Annotated in this window: 8 protein-coding genes; 2 read left to right on the forward strand and 6 right to left on the reverse strand. The window is 77.4% G+C overall.

Annotated features, from left to right (window positions below; translation table 11 throughout):
- Positions 1 to 39: 39 nt before the first annotated feature.
- Both gabT and KYT88_RS11270 read left to right on the forward strand, forming a co-directional pair.
- Positions 40 to 1455 carry a 4-aminobutyrate--2-oxoglutarate transaminase gene (gene gabT, locus KYT88_RS11265; RefSeq protein WP_043582630.1) on the forward strand — a complete coding sequence of 472 codons (1416 nt, stop codon included), beginning with the start codon at positions 40 to 42 and terminating at the stop codon, positions 1453 to 1455.
- Entirely contained in the window at positions 1455 to 2465 is a 1011-nt protein-coding gene (locus KYT88_RS11270) for an asparaginase (RefSeq protein WP_043582628.1), read from the forward strand. The genes gabT and KYT88_RS11270 overlap by 1 nt, the downstream gene beginning before the upstream one ends.
- Here the strand turns inward: KYT88_RS11270 and KYT88_RS11275 are convergent.
- The 6 genes from KYT88_RS11275 to KYT88_RS11310 form a co-directional block, all read right to left on the reverse strand.
- The gene (locus KYT88_RS11275; RefSeq protein ID WP_237583652.1) at positions 2455 to 5868 is read right to left on the reverse strand and encodes an FtsK/SpoIIIE domain-containing protein; all 3414 of its coding nucleotides are present in this window, start codon (positions 5866 to 5868) and stop codon (positions 2455 to 2457) included. The two genes, KYT88_RS11270 and KYT88_RS11275, sit on opposite strands and share 11 nt — an antisense overlap.
- Positions 5869 to 6012: 144 nt before the next feature.
- Positions 6013 to 8559 carry a transglutaminase family protein gene (locus KYT88_RS11280; RefSeq protein ID WP_304522700.1) on the reverse strand — a complete coding sequence of 849 codons (2547 nt, stop codon included), beginning with the start codon at positions 8557 to 8559 and terminating at the stop codon, positions 6013 to 6015.
- On the reverse strand, positions 8556 to 10016 hold the full coding sequence (locus tag KYT88_RS15955) for a DUF58 domain-containing protein (RefSeq protein ID WP_304522701.1): 1461 nt from the start codon (positions 10014 to 10016) through the stop codon (positions 8556 to 8558). The genes KYT88_RS11280 and KYT88_RS15955 overlap by 4 nt, the downstream gene beginning before the upstream one ends.
- Complete coding sequence (locus tag KYT88_RS11300) at positions 10013 to 11086, reverse strand: AAA family ATPase (protein WP_237583654.1); 1074 nt, start codon at positions 11084 to 11086, stop codon at positions 10013 to 10015. Before KYT88_RS11300 ends, KYT88_RS15955 begins: the two co-directional genes overlap by 4 nt.
- Before the next feature lie 58 nt (positions 11087 to 11144).
- Positions 11145 to 17177 (reverse strand): Ig-like domain-containing protein, encoded by a 6033-nt coding sequence (locus KYT88_RS11305; protein ID WP_237583655.1) that lies wholly within the window; start codon positions 17175 to 17177, stop codon positions 11145 to 11147.
- Positions 17156 to 18736 carry a serine/threonine-protein kinase gene (locus KYT88_RS11310; protein WP_237583656.1) on the reverse strand — a complete coding sequence of 527 codons (1581 nt, stop codon included), beginning with the start codon at positions 18734 to 18736 and terminating at the stop codon, positions 17156 to 17158. The genes KYT88_RS11305 and KYT88_RS11310 overlap by 22 nt, the downstream gene beginning before the upstream one ends.
- Between the last annotated feature and the right edge of the window lie 43 nt (positions 18737 to 18779).

Below are 18779 nucleotides of genomic sequence, written 5' to 3' on the forward strand. Positions count from 1 at the left end.
TCCGGATCCCGCTGCCCGCGCGGGTAAACTCGCCGGATCATGACAGACACCCTGGACTCCGCCCGCGTCGGCATCCCTGCCGGCTCCGCCTCCGACTCCCCCGCCGCGTCCGCCCGCGACGCGCGCCCGCAGGTGCCGCAGGAGCGACGCATCGTGACGGAGATCCCCGGCCCGCTCTCGCGTGAGCTGCACGAGCGCCGGAAGCGCGTGGTGCCGCCCGGCGTCTCCTCCCTGCTCCCCGTCTACATCTCCCGCGCGCACGGCGCGATCGTGGAGGACGTGGACGGCAACCGCTTCATCGACCTCGGCGCCGGCATCGGCGTGACCACGGTCGGCCACACGCGCCAGGAGGTCGTGGACGCGGCGACCGCCCAGCTCGGCGACGTGATCCACACCCTCTTCACCGTGACGCCGTACGAGGAGTACGTGCGCGTGGCGGAGCTGCTCGCGGAGCACACTCCCGGCACCCACGAGAAGCGCACGGTGCTCGTGAACTCGGGCGCCGAGGCCGTGGAGAACGGCGTGAAGATCGCGCGCAAGCACACGGGCCGGCGCGCGGTGGCGGTGCTCGACCACGGCTACCACGGCCGCACCAACCTCACGATGGCGATGAACTACAAGGCGTCGCCCTACGGCACCGGCTTCGGGCCCTTCGCCGGCGACGTCTACCACGCGCCGAGCTCGTACCCCTATCACGACGGCCTCTCGGGCGCCGAGGCCGCGGCCCGCACCATCTCGTACCTCGAGAAGCGCATCGGAGCGACCGACCTCGCCTGCGTCGTGGCCGAGCCCATCCAGGGCGAGGGCGGCTTCATGGTGCCGGCCGACGGCTTCCTGCCCGCGCTCCAGGAGTGGTGCACGGCGAACGGCGTGGTCTTCATCGCGGACGAGATCCAGTCGGGCCTCGCGCGCACCGGCCGCTTCTTCGCGAGCGAGCACCTCGGCCTCGTGCCCGACCTCGTGCTCACGGCCAAGGGCATCGCGGGCGGCCTGCCGCTCGCGGGCGTGACCGGCCGCGCCGAGATCATGGACTCCGCGCTCCCCGGCGGGCTCGGCGGCACGTTCGGCGGCAATCCCGTCGCCGCGGCCGCCGCGGTGGCCGTGTTCGAGGCCATCGAGACGCACGGGCTGCTCGACGAGGCCACGCGCATCGGCGACCACCTGCACCACGCGCTCGCGGACCTGCAGGAGGAGCACGACATCATCGGCGACGTGCGCGGCATCGGCGCGATGGTCGCCATCGAGCTCGTGCAGCCGGGCACCGGATCCACCACGAAGGAGCCGAACGCGGACGCGGTCGCCGCCATCGCGGCGTACTGCCACGCGCACGGCGTGATCATCCTCACCGCCGGCACGTACGGCAACGTCCTCCGGTTCCTGCCGAGCCTCGCGATTTCCGAGGAGCTGCTCGACGACGCGCTCGGCGTGATCGCCGACGCGTTCCGGGCGCTCTGATGGCGGCGGCCGTCCAGACGATCCCCGTCCAGGGCGCCGTGGAGCTCGCGGTGCTCGAGCGGAGCGGCTTCGTGGAGTCGCGTCACATCGGCGCGGCCGTCGTGCTGTCGCCCGAGGGCGAGGTGCTGCGAGAGGTCGGCGACGCGACGACGCCCGTGTTCCCGCGCTCCAGCATGAAGCCGTTCCAGGCCCTCGCCGTGCTGGCGAGCGGGGCGGAGCTCACCGAGGAGGAGCACGTGCTCGCCACGGCCAGCCACGCCGCGACCGCGCGTCACGTGGAGGTCGTGCGGGGGATCCTCGCCAAGGCCGGGCTCGACGAGTCCGCGCTGCGCTGCCCCGCCGACTGGCCGCTCGACCGGGCCGCGCGCGACGAGCTCGTGCGCGCCGGGATCCCCGCCTCCCCCGTCCACATGAACTGCTCCGGCAAGCACGCCGCGATGCTGCTCGCCTGCGTGACGAACGGGTGGTCGACCGAGGACTACCTGCACCCGGACCACCCCCTGCAGGTGCGGATCCGCGACGTGGTCGAGCGCTTCACGGGAGAGCGGATCGCCACGACGGGCGTCGACGGGTGCGGCGCACCCGTGCACGCGATGTCGCTGACGGCGCTCGCGCGCGGGATCCACCGCATTGCGACATCCGCGCCCGGCTCGCCGTTCGCGCTGTACCGGCACGCGGCAGCGCTGACCGCTGCGGTGCGCGCCCACGGCTGGGCGATCGACGGCCCTGGCCGCGCGAACACCGTCGTGATCGAGCGGCTGGGCCTCTTCGCCAAGGGCGGGGCCGAGGGGATCATGATCATGACGGCCCCCGACGGCACGACGGTGGCCTCGAAGACGCTCGACGGCAGCCTCCGGGCGTCCACCATCGTGGCGCTCGAGCTCCTGGCCGAGGCGGGCGCGATCACGCGGGACGACGTGGAGCGCGTGCGCCCCGAGCTCGACCTCCAGGTGCTCGGCGGCGGGGTGCCGGTGGGCGAGATCCGGGTGTCGCCGACGCTCATCGGCTGATCCCGGCGGGCTGCGCGCGTCGCGGCGGGGCGGCGGGGCGCGCTGCGGGCAGCGCAGCTTCCGCGGGCAGCACGGGCACCGCGGGCGCCGCCCCCTGCGCCGGCGCGTCGGGCTGCCCCGCCGTCGCCGGCGGCCACGAGCAGCGGCGCACGTCGCCGTCGGGGGCGACGAGCCAGGCGCGCCCGGCGATCGGGGCGAGCGGCGGCGGCACCGCGCGGACGCGGAGCAGCGTGCGGGCGTCCCGCGGGGTGCAACCCTCCAGCACGACGTCGCCGGCGCGGCGGATGTCCGCGAGGAGCGGACCGCGCATCAGCCAGGCGTCGGGATCCCCCACCACGACCCGGGGACACGCCGCGCGGCCTCCGCCTCCGTGAACGCCGCGGCCGACGGCGGCCCGCCCCGAGATCCCGCTCCCCTCCGCTGCCGCACCGGGGAACGGCTGGTCCGCGGACCAGCCCGGCGGGATCCGGGCGGCCTCGATCGCGTCGACGCCCCGCTCGCGGAGTCGCGCGACCGCGGCGACGGGCGACGGCGTGACGAGCGCGTGGACGGCGTCACCCGAGAGGACCACGATGGGCGCGGGGTCCGCCTGCCCCGGCGCACGGGAGCCCTCCGCGTGCCGGGTGGACGCGCTCTCGACCTCGGGCGGCGTGGCCACCTGGATCCGCTCGCCGCGCCACTCCCCCGCTCCGGGCATCGCGCGGGCATCGAAGAGGCCGCTCTCGCCGCCCGCCAGGACGTGCTCCTGCCTGCTGGGGAGCGGGAGTAGCACGGGCGGTCCCGAGGCGGTCGCGACGCACTGGAGCGGCCCGCCCGCCCGCCGGCCGGCGACGGCGAGCGCCACCCCGGCGTGCGGCCCCTCGCGGACGATGGCGCCCAGCCCCTCGAGCAGGGCGGCCTGGTGCTCGGGTCCCAGGCGGGAGACGGCGACGTCGAGGTCGTCGGCCAGCACGACGAGCGGATCCCACGGGCCGTGCGGGTCGCGGATGCGGGCGACGACGCCGGCGACCGCGTCCCAGCAGCCCTCCGCGTCCGCGGGCATGTGGATCACCTCGACGCCGGCCACGGCGGCGGACGCGGCGATGGTGCGCAGGCACGTGCTGCGGCCGGATCCCGGGCCGCCGACGACGAGCAGGTGGCCGTCCGTCGCCGGGCACCACACGGCGGTCGCCCGCCGCTGCTCCGCGGGCAGGTCGACGAGGGCGAACGGGATGGCGGACGCGCCGGGTGCGGGGATCGCGGATCCGCGCCGGGAAAGGGGCGGCACCGCGTCGAGGTCGGCGAACGGGATGGACGCGGGCAGCGGATCCAGCCACGGCCGCCGCACGAGGACCGGCGTCGCGCGCACGGCGGCGACGCGGGCGAGGTCGTCAGCCGTCGTGACGGCCACCTGGAACGGTCGCGTGGGCGCGCCGTGCGCCCCCACGAGGCACCGGCCCGCGGGCGCGTCGGCGAGGCGCGCCGCCTCGCCGGTGCCGAGGAGCGCCCGGCTGTCGGCCTCGTTGTTGACGCGGAGCGAGAGGCGGAGGTCGCAGTTGGCGAGCACCGCGTCGCGCACGACGCCGGCCGGGCGCTGGGTGCAGAGCACGAGGTGCATGCCGAGCGAGCGGCCCCGGGCGGCGATGTCGGCGACGACCTCGTGCAGCCCGTACTGGTCGGCGAGGAGGGCGGCCAGCTCGTCGACGACGATGACGAGGCGCGGCAGCACGCCCGCCGCGGCGGGGTCGTCGACGTCGCGGGCGCCGGCCTCGCGGAGGACGCGCTCACGATGGCGGATCTCCGCGCGGAGGCTCTCGAGCGCGCGGCGCGCGCCCTGGCCGTCGAGGTCGGTGACCAGGCCGACGGCGTGCGGCAGGACGAGCAGCGGGTCGAACGCCGCGCCGCCCTTGAAGTCGACGAGCAGCACGGTGACCTCGTCGGGCGGGTGCGCCGCCGCGAGCGCCGCCATCCACGTGACGAGGAGCTCGCTCTTGCCGCTGCCCGTGGTGCCGGCGACGACCGCGTGCGGGCCGTCGGCGACGAGGTCGACCGACACGGGACCGTCGTGCCCGACGCCGATGACCGCCGCGAGCGTGCGCGGACGGCGGGGGTGCGGCAGGCGGTCCCGCTCCGTGACGGATCCGTCGCCCGCCGCGACCCCGTGAGCCGACGGGGCCGGGTCGCCCGCGGCCGGCTCGTCGACGTCCGGCGGCTCCGCGAAGTGCAGATCCGCGAACGGCACGCGCGACGGGAGGGGCGCCCGCGCCGCCGCGAGCCCGCGCCGCCGCGCGAGGTCGGCCAGCTCGTCCGCGAGGCGCTCCACCTCCGTGAGGGACACGAGGTCGGGATGCACCAGGCCGGTGCGGGTGAGGCGCGGAGCCGGGATGCCGTCGCCGTCGGGTGAGAGGACGGGCGCCGCGGGATCCGCGGAGGCGCCGGGGCCGAGGGCGGCCGGGGCGTCGGGCGCCGGGTCGGCCGCGAGGATCCGCGCCGTGCCGGGGCTCCGGACGTCGAGCACCGTGCGGCACGCGGCCGGGAGCGACTCGACCCGCGGCGCCGCAGCGAGCACGACCTCCCGACCGCCGAGCGCGAGCCGGATCGCCCAGGCGCCCGGCTCGCCCGTCGCGGTGACCTCCGCGGCCGATCGGTCGGCGCCGGCCCGCTCCTCGCGGAGCCCGTCGGTCGCATGCGGGAGCCGCTCGAGCCAGTCCCACTCGGGCCCGGCCGGGCGGGACGCGATGCGCAGGTCGTCGGGCGGGAGGGCGTGCACGAGCTGGACGACGACGCCCCGGAGCACGGGCGCGACCAGGGCGGAGGCGCCCCGCACCCCGAGGCCGCCGGTGACGGAGACGAGGACGGGCCCGTCGGGGACCCAGCGGACGAGATCCGCCCACCGCGCGGGGTCGTGCGGGGAGGTGACGGAAGCCGAGCGCGCGCCGGCGGAGACGCGACGGGCACTCCGCCGCAGGATGCGCAGGAGCGGACGGCGCAGCAGCGTGCCGCGCCCGTCGCGGGCGTCGGAGTCCGGCACCCGCGCGTCCGGGTCGCCCCGCCAGACCATGCCGCTCGGCACCTCGCCCGTGCCGAGCGCCATCGGGAGCGGGCCGGCACCGCCCGGATCCGCCCGCCAGAGGAGCGCGGGGTTGGCGCTGCCGTCGAGGATCTCGCGCGCGGACGGCGCCCGCGACCGGAGGGCGACGCGGACGGCAGCGATCCTCGCCCGCACCTCGGCGTGCAGGTGCGCGACCGCGGCGCGGGACTCGCGCTCCGCGCGGCGGGCGGAGCGCCGGCCGGAGATGCGCTGGTCCGCGACGCCCGCGACCGCGACCACGGGCCCGAGCGCCGCGAACAGCAGCGCGTACGGCGAGCGCGTGACGGCCCAGACGGCGACGCTGACGACGAGGGGCGCCGCGACTCCGAGCACGGGGAACGGGGGCGGCGGCGCGGGAACGGGTGACGGGGGCGGGGAGATGTCCACCGGGCGAGGACACCACGGACGTCGTGCCCCCACGGGGCAGCGCCCGCACCTCGTGGACGCCGCGCGCGACGGGATCCTGGGGAGGAGCCGTCAGGGGCGCGGGCGGCGAGGCCGGGCACGCGCTCCCGAGGAGCGCGCGCGGCCGTCGCCATCGCCGCCCGCGGCGCGCCCGCGCCCGCGCCCGTGACGCAGCGACGCCAGCGACACCATCGCGCGGAGCCGCTGCCGCCGGGTCCGCCCCGCGTCCATGCGCGCCGCCAGCTCGTCGACGCGGCGCCAGGAGGCGTCGGCGAGCGCATCCGGCACGTCGCCCGGCGCGAACGCCGACTCGTCGGCGACGTCTGCGAGCCCGCGCGCACCGCCCACGCCCACGCGCCGCGCCACCTCGCGCCGCGTGGCCGCCACGGGCGGCACGAGGCCGCGGTCGAGCGCGCCGTCGCGGAACTCATCCCACGCGCCGCCGACCCGGTCGCGCGCGGCGGCCGCCCCGCGACGTCGACGCCGCCGCGTGGCCTTCGCGCCCACCACGGCGAGGAACGGCGACGCCGCGAGCCCGAGCCCGAGCAGCGACCAGCCGGCCACGCGCACGGCGGCGAGCACGGCCTGGAGCGCGGGATCCGCCTCCGGCCGGTCGTCCCGGCTCGCGTCCGGGGGCGTGCGGTCCTCGGGCTCGGCCTGCTCCTCGACGGGCGGCGGCAGCACCGTCTGCGGGCGGGCGACCTCGGTGGGCTCGTCGGGCAGCGCGTCCGGCACGTCGCGGACGGGCGGGTTCGGATCCACCGCGACCCAGCCGGAGGACGCCGTGTCGACCTCGATCCAGGCGGTGACGTCGGATCCCCGGATGGGCACTGGCCCGCCGAGCGCCTCCCGCACGGCCGCCTCTCCGGGCGCGAAGCCCATCACGACGCGGACGGGGAAGCCGAGGTCGTCGGCCATGAGGGCGGCCGCGACCGCGTACTGCTCCGCGTCGCCGAGCATGGGGCGGGTGGTGAGGAGGTCGGCGATGCGCTCGGCCGAGTGGCCCGACCTGCTGAAGGGCGCGTCGCCGACGCCGTGGCTGACGTACCCGTCGGCGCGGAGGGCGGAGATCGCGGCGACGAGCTGCGCGCCGGGCGACGCCGAGGTGCCGGCGCCCGCGTCCGTGCCGCCCGCGGTCGCGCCGTCGGGTGCGGCGGTGGACGCCTCCACGCGCGCGGCGACCTCGTCGGGCACGCCCGTGGGCCGCGGGGCCACGGCGTCGCCCGGGCGCTCGTCGGCGAGCGCCTCCAGCGGCGGCGTCGACGCGACGACGGCCTCGATCTCGTACGCGTCGCCCGCGGTCAGCCCGCCGATCACGGCGCCGGTGGCGGTCGCGTCGTCGTAGTAGAAGGAGTCGGCGAGGCGTCCGCCGTCGTCGCCCGCGAACGCGATGCGCTCGAGGCGGCCCGCGCCCGGCAGCCACACGCCGCGGTAGGCGTCGACGACGACGTCGAGGGTGACGTCGTCGCCGGGGACGCCCGTCTGGTCGAGCCGGTACGGCACGCGTGCGAACGTGCCGGAGGCCTGGCCCGTGCGCGACGCGTCGACGCTGCCGCGCGCGCCGCCCGTGCCGTACACGACGCCGTCGTAGGTGTCGAGCGCGGCGAGGCGTACCCGGCCGCCGACGGGCAGGCCCGCGACCGTGAGCAGCGTCTCGTCGGCCGTCGGCGTCTTCCAGTAGGTGCGGAAGGACGAGAGCGGGCTGACCTGCTCGCGCGGGTCGAACGGCTGCTCGACCGTGGAGCGGAGGCCGGCGCGGGACGCCTCGGGCGGGGCGGTGCCCGTGGCGGCGACGCCGGCGGCCAGGGCGGCCGCGAGCACGACGACCGCGGAGACCCCGGCGCGCGTGCCCGAGCGTCGCCGGTCCGACGCGGACTCCACGGGGATCCCCGCCTGCCGGCCGAGGCGGCGGACCGCGCGGTGGCGTCGGCGCCAGCGGCAGCGCGCGATCCAGAGCAGGGCCGTCGCGAGCCAGGCCAGCGCGACCGGGACGAGGAGGCCCGCGGCGTCGGGCGCGTCGGGGCCCTGGCTGCGGTCGGGGCCGAGGGCGGCCGCGGCGACGAGGATCACGAGGGAGGGGATCACCGCGAGCTCGGGCCGCCGGGAGCGCAGGGCCACGGAGACGCCGATCACCGATCCCAGCAGCACGAGCGCGAACGCGGGCACGAGGAGCGCCTGGTAGTCGCCGACCGGGAGAGCGATGGTCACGAGCCGCACGATGCCGAGCGACGCGCCCTCGACGAGCTCGCCGAGGCCCGCGAGCGTCGGGCGCCAGCCGTCGACCGCGCCGGAGGGCACCGCGAGCGGCACGCCGAGCGCGAGGAACGCCACGAGGATCGCGGACGCCACCACCGCGCTCCCCCAGCGGAACCGGGCGCCCGCGACCGCGACGAGCGCGCCGACGACCAGCGTGATCCCCGCCATCCGCACGAACGACGCGTCGCGGTAGACGGGCCAGAACGCGGCCGCGGCGAGGCCGGTGAGGAGGGCGATCGCGAGGACGGGGACGAGGGTGCGGCCGGGGTCGCGGGATCCGGCCGGGATCCGGGGGCGGGCGGCGGCGCGACCGGGAGCCGCGCGGCGGGCGACGCGGGCGCCGGCGGAACCCCGCGCGCTCACGTCGCGCTCCGCTGCAGGGCGCCGCGCAGGTCGTCGAGGTAGCCGATCGTGAGGACCGACAGGTCGCCGAGGCGGCGGAGGCCCGGCTCGACCTCGGGGTCGCAGACGACCGCGACCACCTGCACGCCGGGCGGGAAGCCGACGGCGGCGGCGCGGATCGCGGCGGGTGTCGCCCCGGTGCCGCACACGAGGAAGACGACGGACACGCCCGCGACCTCGTCCGCGGCCGCGCGGGCCAGCTCACCGAGCGACGCCGCCCGGTCGGAGGCGCCGATCTCGGCGAGGTCGTCGAGGAGGCGGTCGCGCGTGACGGTGGCGAGGCGGCGGAGGCGGGCGGACCGGGATCCGGGCGGGCCCTGGCGCGCGACGGTGCGGGCGAGCCCGGGCAGCGTGGGCGCGGTCGGGAGGCGGCGCGTGCGGCGGCCCGCCCGGTCGGCGCTCGCGACGACCTGGAGGGTGCGCGCGTCGACGATGGCGCGGGCGCCCAGGGATCCGACGACGCTCACGGCCAGCTCGAACTCGGCGTCGGCGGTGGATCCGGCGAGCGCGCCGGCCGCGGATCCGGCCGCGACCGTGGTGCCGCCCGCCGGGATCGCCGCCGCGTCCTCGACCGGGCCGGGTGCGCCGCCGCCGTAGTCGCCCGCGTGCAGCGACAGCGCGACCATGATGTGGCTCCGCCTGGTCTCCTCGAACCGCCGCACCATGTGCACGCCGGTCTTCGCGGTCGAGCGCCAGTGGATGTGCCGCACCGGGTCGCCGGGCACGTACTCGCGGAGCGACTGGAACGACACGTCGCTGTCGGTGAGGTCGCGCGTGGCGCGTCCCTCGAGGTCGCGGACGAAGCCCGTGCTCGTGCTGGGCATCGCGAGCGTGCGCGGGTGCACGAGCAGGCGGGTAGCGGCGGCCTCGGCGGACTCGCGGCGCACCAGCCCGATCGGGTCGCCGCGGACGATGCGCGCGGGGCCGAGCGCGATCACGCCGCGGCGCGAGGTGGGCACGACGAACACGTCCTCGTGCGAGTGGCCGTGCGCGAGGGAGGGCACGTGCACCTCGGCGAGACCGGATCCGACGGGCACCTCCACCGTGAGCCCCACGGCCCGGCGGCGCAGCGGGTTCCGCACGGCGACCGTCGCGGGCGCGCGCTCCCCCGCGACCACGCGGTCGCGAGGCAGGCGCAGCGACACCTCGACCCCGGAGGATCCGACGAGGTGCAGCAGCGCGATGACCCAGAGGGCGGCGGCGGTCCAGGCGACCGCGACCAGCTCGCGCCAGCCGAGCGCGTAGCCCAGGGCGCCCGCGACGACGGCTGCCAGCGCGACCACGCGGCCGAGCGGCGTGACGACACCGACGAGGCGCGCGATCGCGTGGCGCGGCGGGGCGGTTTCGGGTTCGAGCGGGGACGCGACGGCGGCGGGATCCGGGGCGGCGGCCGCGCCGCGCGTCCCGACCGCGCTCATCCGCCCGACCGCGCGCCGGCGGCGGAGGGCCCGGCGGCGGAGGGCCCGGCGGCGGAGGGCTCGGCGACGTGCGACCCCGCGGCGGCCCGGGCGCCCGACGCCCCCGCGTGCCCGTCGCGCGGCGGCGCGGTCTCGATGAGGATCTGCGACAGCACGCTCGTGGGCGTCACGCCGTCGAACTCGGCCTCGGGATCCAGCAGCAGGCGGTGCGCGAGCACGGGCTCGGCGAGCGCCTTCACGTCGTCGGGCACCACGTAGTGCCGGCCGTCGGCGGCGGCCCAGGTGCGGGACGCGCGCACGAGCGCGAGGGCGCCGCGCACGCTCGCCCCCAGCCGCACCTCGGGCGCGGTGCGGGTCGCGTCGACGAGGCGCACCACGTAGTCGGCCACCGCGGGATCCACGTGCACGGTCCCCGCGCGCTCCTGCAGCGCCCGCACGGCGGCGGCCGACGCGACGGGCGCGAGCGTCACGTCGTGCGCGCTGACGGAGGCACCCTGCAGGATCCGCAGCATCGACTCGTGGTCCGGGTACCCGATGGAGGTGCGCAGCAGGAACCGGTCGAGCTGCGCCTCGGGCAGCGCGTAGGTGCCGGCCTGCTCGATGGGGTTCTGGGTGGCGATGACCATGAACGGGTGGCCCACCTCGTACGGCGTGCCGTCGACCGTGACGCGGCCCTCCTCCATCACCTCGAGGAGCGCGGACTGCGTCTTCGGGCTCGCGCGGTTGATCTCGTCGGCCAGCACGATGCTCGCGAAGACCGGCCCGCGGTGGAACTCGAACTCGCCCGTGCGCTGGTCGTAGACGCTGACGCCCGTGATGTCGCCGGGCAGCACGTCGGGGGTGAACTGCACGCGGCTGTGCGTGCCGTCGACGGTCTGCGCCATGGCGCGGGCGAGCGAGGTCTTGCCGGTGCCGGGCACGTCCTCGAGCAGCAGGTGGCCGCCCGTGACCATGGCCGTGAACGCGAGGCGCACGACGTGGGACTTGCCCAGCAGCACCTGCTCCACGTTGCGCACGAGCCGCGCGAACTCGTCCTGGAAGGCGCGGGCCTCGTCGGCGGTCATCGTCATGGGTTCGTGCCTCTCGGGTGCGGCCTCGGGTCCGGCGTCGGAGCCGCGGGAACGGCCGTCATCCACGGTGGGCGTACGTGTACAGCGTGCCCGAGTTCGCGGTGACGCGCACCTCGAGGATCCGCTCGCCGCCGGCCGGGACCGTGCAGGACCCGGCAGCGCCCGAGGACGCGTCGGTCCACGCGCCCTGGCCGCCGCAGCGCCACTCGCTGCGCGCGTACCCGCCGCCGTCGGCGACGCGCGCGCCGCGTCCGGCGGCCGGCGGCATCGAGGTCCACGAGAAGGTCGTGACGCCCGCGTCGTCGGTGGCGGACCGCACGTCGCCCGCGCGCGCGTCCACCGCGGTGCCGGCGGAGACCGGATCCGACCAGCCGCTCGAGCGCGGGCGCCCGTCGCCCGAGTCCTCGACGACGCGGACCTGGATCGTCGCGCCGACCCCGGTGCGCGGCAGCGTGAGGGCCTGGCCGACGCCGATGGGAACGCCGTCGCCCTGGCCGTCGACCCGGTACAGCAGCTGCGCGGACGCGGACGCGCTGCCCGGCCGGTAGCGCGCGTCGGCGAGCACCGCGCGGAAGACGCCGTCGCCCGGCCGGTCGGGGCTCGGCAGGTCGACGCGGACGACGGGCGTGGACGGCGCGGTGCGCGGGGTCAGCTGGCCGGCCTCGACGACCGTGCAGCCCTGGCTGTTGGCGGCGAGCACGGCGAACGCGACGGGCTGGTCGGTGGCGAGGCCGGTGAAGACGTGGCTGGTCGCGCCGCCCACCTCGACCGCGGGACCGTGCTCGGCCGACCACGGCGACACGCCCTCGGTGGGCACCGTGCAGCCGGGCGCGGATCCCGGGGCGTACGCGGCGACGAGGTAGCGGATCCCGTCGACGCCCTGGCCCTGGAACGCCGGCCACGAGACGGTGACGCGCGTCTCGTCGGCCGCGTCGGCGACCGCGGCGGGCGCGCCGGTGGCGGTCGGGGCGCCGCGCGGCGTGCCGGTCGCGGTGGCGGCGAGCCACGCGGTCCCGTCCTGCACCTGGGCGCTGTTGCGCGCGGCCACCGAGACCGCGACGGGCACCTCGGCGACGAGCGACGGATCGCGCACCTCGACGCTCGTGGCGTCGGAGGCGACCTGCCGCGTGAGGCCGCCCACCCCCACGACGTACTGCGTGACCGGGCTCGACGACGACGGCACGGCCGACGGCTGCCACGAGAGGCGCAGCCCGTCGACGAGCGGCTCGACCGCGAGGCCCGCGGGCGCGGCCGGGAGCACGTCCGACCACAGGCCCGAGATCGAGACGGGGTCCGAGGTGCCCACGCCGTTCACCGCGGAGACCTCGACCTGCACCGGGTTCGCGGGCCCGTTGCCGGGGGTCGGCACGGTGCAGGTCGTCGACGGGCAGGTGACGGTCGCGGTCGCGGTGCCGCCGCGGAGGACGCGCAGCTGGTAGCCCGTGATGGCGGATCCGTTGAAGGCGCCCGGCTCGAACGCCACCGTCAGCGACCGGTCCGCGAAGCCGGAGGCGCGGAGGGCCGAGACCGGTCCCGGGCGGTCCTGCACGTGGATCACGACGGTGCCGAACGCGGCCCGCCCCGCGTCGCCCGTGGCGTCGCGCACCTCGTACTGCACGCGCACGTCGCCGGGCTCGGCGTCGGCGGACGCGCTCACGGCGAGCGTCGCGCGGTCGGCCGACGGCGTGACGGTGACGCCCGCGGGGAGGCTCGCGCCGTCGGCACCGCGGATGGACGCGACCGTGAGCGGCGTGCCCGGGAAGGGGTTGCCGGCCTGGTCGTTGGCGAGCACGTCGACGGAGGTGGAGGATCCGCGCGTAACGGTGCCCTCGTCCGTCGCGGGCTGCGCGAGCGGGCGCGTCGACGGCACGACGCGGAGGTCCACTCGGCCCGCGCGCCCGGTCTGCGTGGCGTCGCGCACGCTCACCGGGAACGACGCGGCCTGCCCCGTCGCGACGCCCTCGTCGGCGGATATGCGGAGCGTGCCGCCGTCGACGGACGCGCGGAACCCGGCGGCGACGGATCCCTCCAGCGCGAAGGCGAGCTGCCCGCGGTCGTCCTGGTACGGGTAGGTGGTGAGGCGGCCGAGGTCGACGTCCTTGGACTGACCCGGCTCGAGGTCGATGACCGCGCCCGTGAAGACGGGCGGCTGGTTCTCGGTGGGCGTCACGGTGATCGGCAGCACGAGCGCTGCCGTGCGCCCGCCCGCGCCCGACCCGTCGGTCACGGTGAAGGAGATCGCCGCCGGCCCGAAGTACCCCGGCTCGCTGCGGTACGCGATGGTGTCCTCGTCCACGAGCTCCACGGGCCCGTCGGCGTGCGTCGCCGACAGCGAGTTCGGATCCGCGATGCGCACGGCCCGGCCGCCCGCCGCGACCACCTGCCGGTCGAGCTCGACCACGAGCCGCTCGCCGCTCGGCACGGTCGGCCGCGGCTCGCCCACGCGCAGCTGCGGCAGCGTGTCCTCGAAGCCCGGCACCCAGACGAAGGCCGTCGCGGAGACGGACGGGTCGTCGGGCTGCGCCACCGTGAACGGGACGATGCGGCGCTCGTCGCCGACCTCGACGCGGATCCGGCCGTCGCCCGTCACCAGCGCCACGTCCTCGTAGCCGGCACCGACGGCGAGCACGAGCGACGACGCGTCGCCCTCCGCGGAGAAGACGTTCCGCATGACGTCGACGTCGACGCTCGACCGGTCGAGCACGTCGGAGAGCTGGAGCACCGTGTCGCGCGCGATCGGGCGGGTGGGCGGCGCGGCGGGATCCACGATCACGGTGAGGAACGCCTCGTCGCTGCCGCCGCGCGCGTTGCGCACGCCGTACACGAAGCCGTAGCGCCCGGCCGCGTCGGGCGCGACGACGCGCACGGTGTCGCCGTCGAGCCCCGCGACGAGGCCCTCGGCCTGCGGCTGCACCGAGACGAGCGAGAGCGCGCCGCCGTCGGGATCCGTGTCGTTCGCGAGCACCTGCACGCGGAGCACGCGGCCGGGCCGCACGGTCACGGTGTCGGCGGTGGCGACGGGGTTCCTTGCGCCCTCGACGCGCGGGCTGATTCCCACGCGGATCGTCCCGGTCGCCCGCGCGCCCAGCCCGTCGACGACGGCGTACGCGAACGCGTCCGTTCCCGTGGAGTAGTCGCCCGCCTGGTAGTCGATCCAGTCCGGGCCCACCTCGACGACCTGGCCCTTCTCGGGCCCGGTGTCCTGCCCGAGGAGCCGCACCGAGTCGCCGTCGGGGTCGATGCCGGTGAGCGGCACGGGGATCCGCACGGTCTCCCCCGCGAGCACTCGCGCCGTCAGCGGTCGCGGCACGGGCTCGGCGTTGGTCGCCACGTCGGCCTCGCGCACGGAGACGGTGAGCGTCGCGGTCGCCCACTGCCCGTCGGGCGCGACCGCGCGGTAGACGGCGGTGTAGTCGCCCGTGCGCTCGGGCGCGAGGTAGCGCAGGCGGTCCTCGCTCGCGAAGAGGAGGCCGGCGCCCTCGGGCAGCGGATCCACGAGCACGGGGTCGAGGCGCAGCCGGTCGCCGTCGGGCTGCTGGTCGTTGGCGAGCACGGGGATGTCCACGGCGTCGCCCACGCGCACGGCCACGCGGTCGTCGGTCGCGACGGGCGGCTGGCGCACGGCGGGCTCGGGCACCTCGATCACGGTGATCACGCCGGTCGCCTCGGCCACGCCGTTGCTCACGCGGTACTCCACGTCCACCGGACCGTCGAGCGGCCTGGTCAGGCTGATCCGCACGAGCCGCTGCCCGACGACCTCCGCGCGCACGCCCACCGCCTCGTCGGGCGCGACCGCGCCGGTGATCACGAGCACCCCGCCCGCGGGATCGAAGTCGGTCTGGAGCACGTCCACGTCCTGCGCCTGGAGGGCGCGCACGAACACGGTGTGCGGCACCGTCACGGGCCGGCCGTCGGACGCGGGGGCGCCGCGCACCTCGACGCGCACGACGCCGGTCGCCGTCGTCCGCCCGTCGGTCACCGTGTACTCGAGCAGGTGCGTGCCCGCCTGGCCGCCCTCGAGGCGGAAGGTGCCGGCCTCGAGGTCGGGCGTGATCTGCAGGCCGGCCCGCGCGGGCACGGCCGCCAGCCGGATCGCGCCGCTCCCGCCGCGCGCGTGCGTCAGCGGCTCGACCGTGATCTCGCGCCCGATCGCCGCCTGCACGACGAAGCCCTCGGCGACGAGCGGCACGTCCCCGGCGCGGCGCACCGTGACGACCAGCTCGCCCGAGCCCTCCTCGCGCCCGTCGGACACCTGCAGCGCGACGGTCCGCGTGTCGCCTCCCGCCCCGGCGTCCGTGTAGACGACGCGCCCCTCTGGCTTCCAGCTGACGGCGTCGGGCGCGGGGACGCTCGCGCGCGTGAGGTACATCGGATCCCCGTCGGGGTCGTACCAGCCGCCCAGCACGTCGGTCTGCAGCCGGTCGCCCTCCGCGACCGTGCCGGTCGCGGGCCGCGCCTGCTCGGGCGGCGCGTTCTCGTCGGCCCCGCGCACGGCGACGCGGACGTCGGCCGTCGCGGTGCCGCCGCGTCCGTCGCTCACGACGTAGGAGAACCGCACGGTGCCGGATGCGCCCGCGGCGAGCGCGAGCTGGAGGCCCTGGCCCTCGTCCACGATGTCGACCGCCCCGACCGCGGCGTCCACGGGCGTGACGGAGTCGATCACGAGCACGTCGCCGTTCGGGTCGTGGTCGTTGAGGAGCACGGGCAGCGCGGTCGTGCGGCCGGGGCGCGCGCCGAGGTCGTCGTCGACCGCGACGGGCGGCTGCTGCACGCGGTCGGTCTCGGGCGGGGTGTCCGCCGTGTTCTGCTCGACGACGGTGTCGGAGCGGTCCCGGTCGATGAGGTCGGCCCAGTTGTCGATGAGGCCCGCGTCGCGCTGCACGGCCCATGCGGTGCCGCCGCGCATGTCGTTGAGCACGACGCGCGTGCCGTCGACGAGGAAGCGCAGGGCGGCCTGCTGCGGCATGGATCCGAGGTCGCCCGTGGCGCCCGCCGTCGTGCGCCTGGCGTCCCGGTCGCCGTCGCCCCCACCCGCGAGGACCGCGGGCGCGAGGCAGCGCTGCCAGCCGGATCCGTCGGCCCAGCCCGCGTACTCGCAGCCGGCGACGCGGACGGGACGCGCGGGGTCGCCGCGGACCGCGTCGCTCACGACGACCGGATCCCCGCCCGCGACCGGCACCTCGACCAGCCCGCCCGAGTGCGCGACGAGCACGCCGCCGGCATCCGACGACGCGCGCTGGAGGGCGACGCGCGCGTCCGCGGCCACGGATCCGGCGAGGTCGACCGTCCGCCCGTCGACGAGGAGGGCGCGCGCGTCGGCGTCGTACAGCGCCCACCGGCCGTCGACGGACGTGAGCGCGAGGCGCTGGCCGGCGGGGCGGCCGGGATCCCCCGCCTGGACGGTCTCGCCCGCGACGGCCGCCGCGGGGTCGGCCGGTGTGTCTGCCGCGGCGTCCACGGGCGCGCCGACGGGCCCGACGTCGACCGTCTCCCGCACGGTGTCCTCGGTCGCGGCCTGGATGCGCGACAGCGTCCCCGTCGCGGCGGAGTACACGAGCAGCGTGCCGTCGTCGCCCATGGACGCGACGGCGTCGGCCCCGAGGATGAGCGTGGGCGCGCTCGCGGCGTCGAACGCGGAGAGGCCCGCGACCGGCACGAGCCACAGCTGGCCCGTCGCCGGCACGAGGATCGCCGCGCGGGACCCCGCGAGCATGACCTCGGCGCCCGCCGGCAGCGGCGCCGTGTCGACGACCTGGCTCGTCGCGTCGTCGACCACGTCGAGGCGCGAGCTGCCGCGGTCGGCGAGCAGCACGGTGGATCCCGTCTGCAGCACGTCGATGTCCTCGCTGCGGGAGTCGACGACGCTGTCGAGCTCGAGCACGGCCGTGTTGGCGCGGCCGATCGCCTGCTGCGCGGAGTTGACGACCCACACGGATCCGTCGTCGAGGTCGACGCGCTGCGCCTGGTAGCCGTCGGAGACGAGGGCGAAGCCCGTGAGCAGCGCGAGCACGACGGCGCCGCCGGTGACGGTCGTCGCGGCCTGGCGGTGGCGGCGGATCCACTCGCGGATCATCGCGGGAGCTCCGCGCACTTCTCGGTCGATGCGTCCCCGGCGATGCCGTCGCGCGTGACGGTGACGCGGATGCAGGCGCGGCCGTCCGCTCCGGCACCCGCGGTGCCGCCCGATCCGGACGTCACCCGGAAGGTCGTGTCGCGCTGGGTGCTCGGCAGCCCGCCATCGCGCACCACCTGGTACGCGTCGTCGGCGCCGAGGCCGGGGTCGCTCCAGGAGAACAGGACGCCGTCGGCGGCGGCGGACGCCTGGATCTCGCCCACCACCGGGATGTCGCGCGTCGCGGTGCCGCCGCCCGACCCGCCGAGCAGCACGCCCACGCCCACGCTCGCGGCGATCGCGCCGGCGGCGGCCGCCGCGAACGCCACGCGGTGCCGTGCGAGGAACGCGCGCCGGCCGGCGACGGCGGGCCGGGCCGGGGCGGAGAGGCCGACGGGCCCGGAACCGGACCGGCCGAGGGAGGTGGACGCGGATCCCGCCCGCACCTGATCGGACGCGGTCGCCGGGGAGCCGGGACGCGCCGCGCCCGCCGTCTGCCGCGCCACCGCGGACGTCGCGGGTGCCGCCTTCCGCCGCGCGCGCCGGACGCCCGCCGCGCCGCGCGCGCCGCCCGGCCCGGTCGTCCCCGGATCCACCTGCGCGATGCCGCGCACGCGCGTCGGGTCGTCGTCCTCGTCGACGCCGGCCGCCACGGCCGACGCCCACTCCTCGCTCGCGACCTCGAGCGGCGTCTGCGCGAGCCGCAGCTCCGCCTCCACCGCCTGCAGCTCGCGCACGAACGCGAGCGCCGACTCCGGCCGGGCGTCCGGCTGCCGCGACATCGCGCGGCGCAGCACCAGCTCGAGCCGCTCGGGCACGTCGGCGCGCCCGGTCGGCAGGGGCCGCGCCCGCTGGATCCGCGCCACGAGGTCCGCGGGCGCGTTCTGCCCGCCCGGCACCTCGAAGGGGCTGCGGCCCGCGAGCAGCGAGTACACGGTCGCGGCGAGCGACCACACCTCGCTCCGCACGGTGCCCGGGCTCTCGTCGGCGAGCACCTCGGGCGCCGACCACGGGATCGACAGGCCCACGGCGTCGGTCGCGGCGGCGTCCTCGAGCGTCGAGGCGATGCCGAAGTCGCTGAGCACGGGGTGCCCGAACGCGGTCGTGAGGATGTTCGCCGGCTTGATGTCGCGGTGCAGCACGCCCGCGCGGTGGGCGGTCTCCACGGCGCTCGCGATGCGGATCCCCACGCGCAGCACCTCCGCGACGCCGAGCGGCTCGCGGCGGTACCGGTCGCTGAGGCTCGACGAGCACAGCTCCATCACGAGGTACGGGCGGCCGTCGGCGGCGACGGACGCCTGGTGCACGGTGAGCACCGACGGGTGCGCGCTCAGCTGCGCCATGAGGTCGGCCTCGGCGCGGAACATGGCGCGGAGTCGCTCGGTCACGATCTCCGCGAGCATCACCTTCACGGCGACCTGGCGGCGCGGCATGTCCTGCTCGTAGAGGAACACGTCGGCGAAGCCGCCGGAACCGAGGACCGTCACGTAGGTGAACCCCGGCAGCACCGGCGGGGCGGACGGCAGGCGTCTGGCCATGGCCCCCTCTTCGGGTCGGGACCGACGGCAGGGGCTGTTGCGG

It is taken from the genome of Clavibacter sp. A6099 (genome assembly GCF_021919125.1).
Taxonomy (GTDB): Bacteria; Actinomycetota; Actinomycetes; order Actinomycetales; family Microbacteriaceae; genus Clavibacter; species Clavibacter seminis.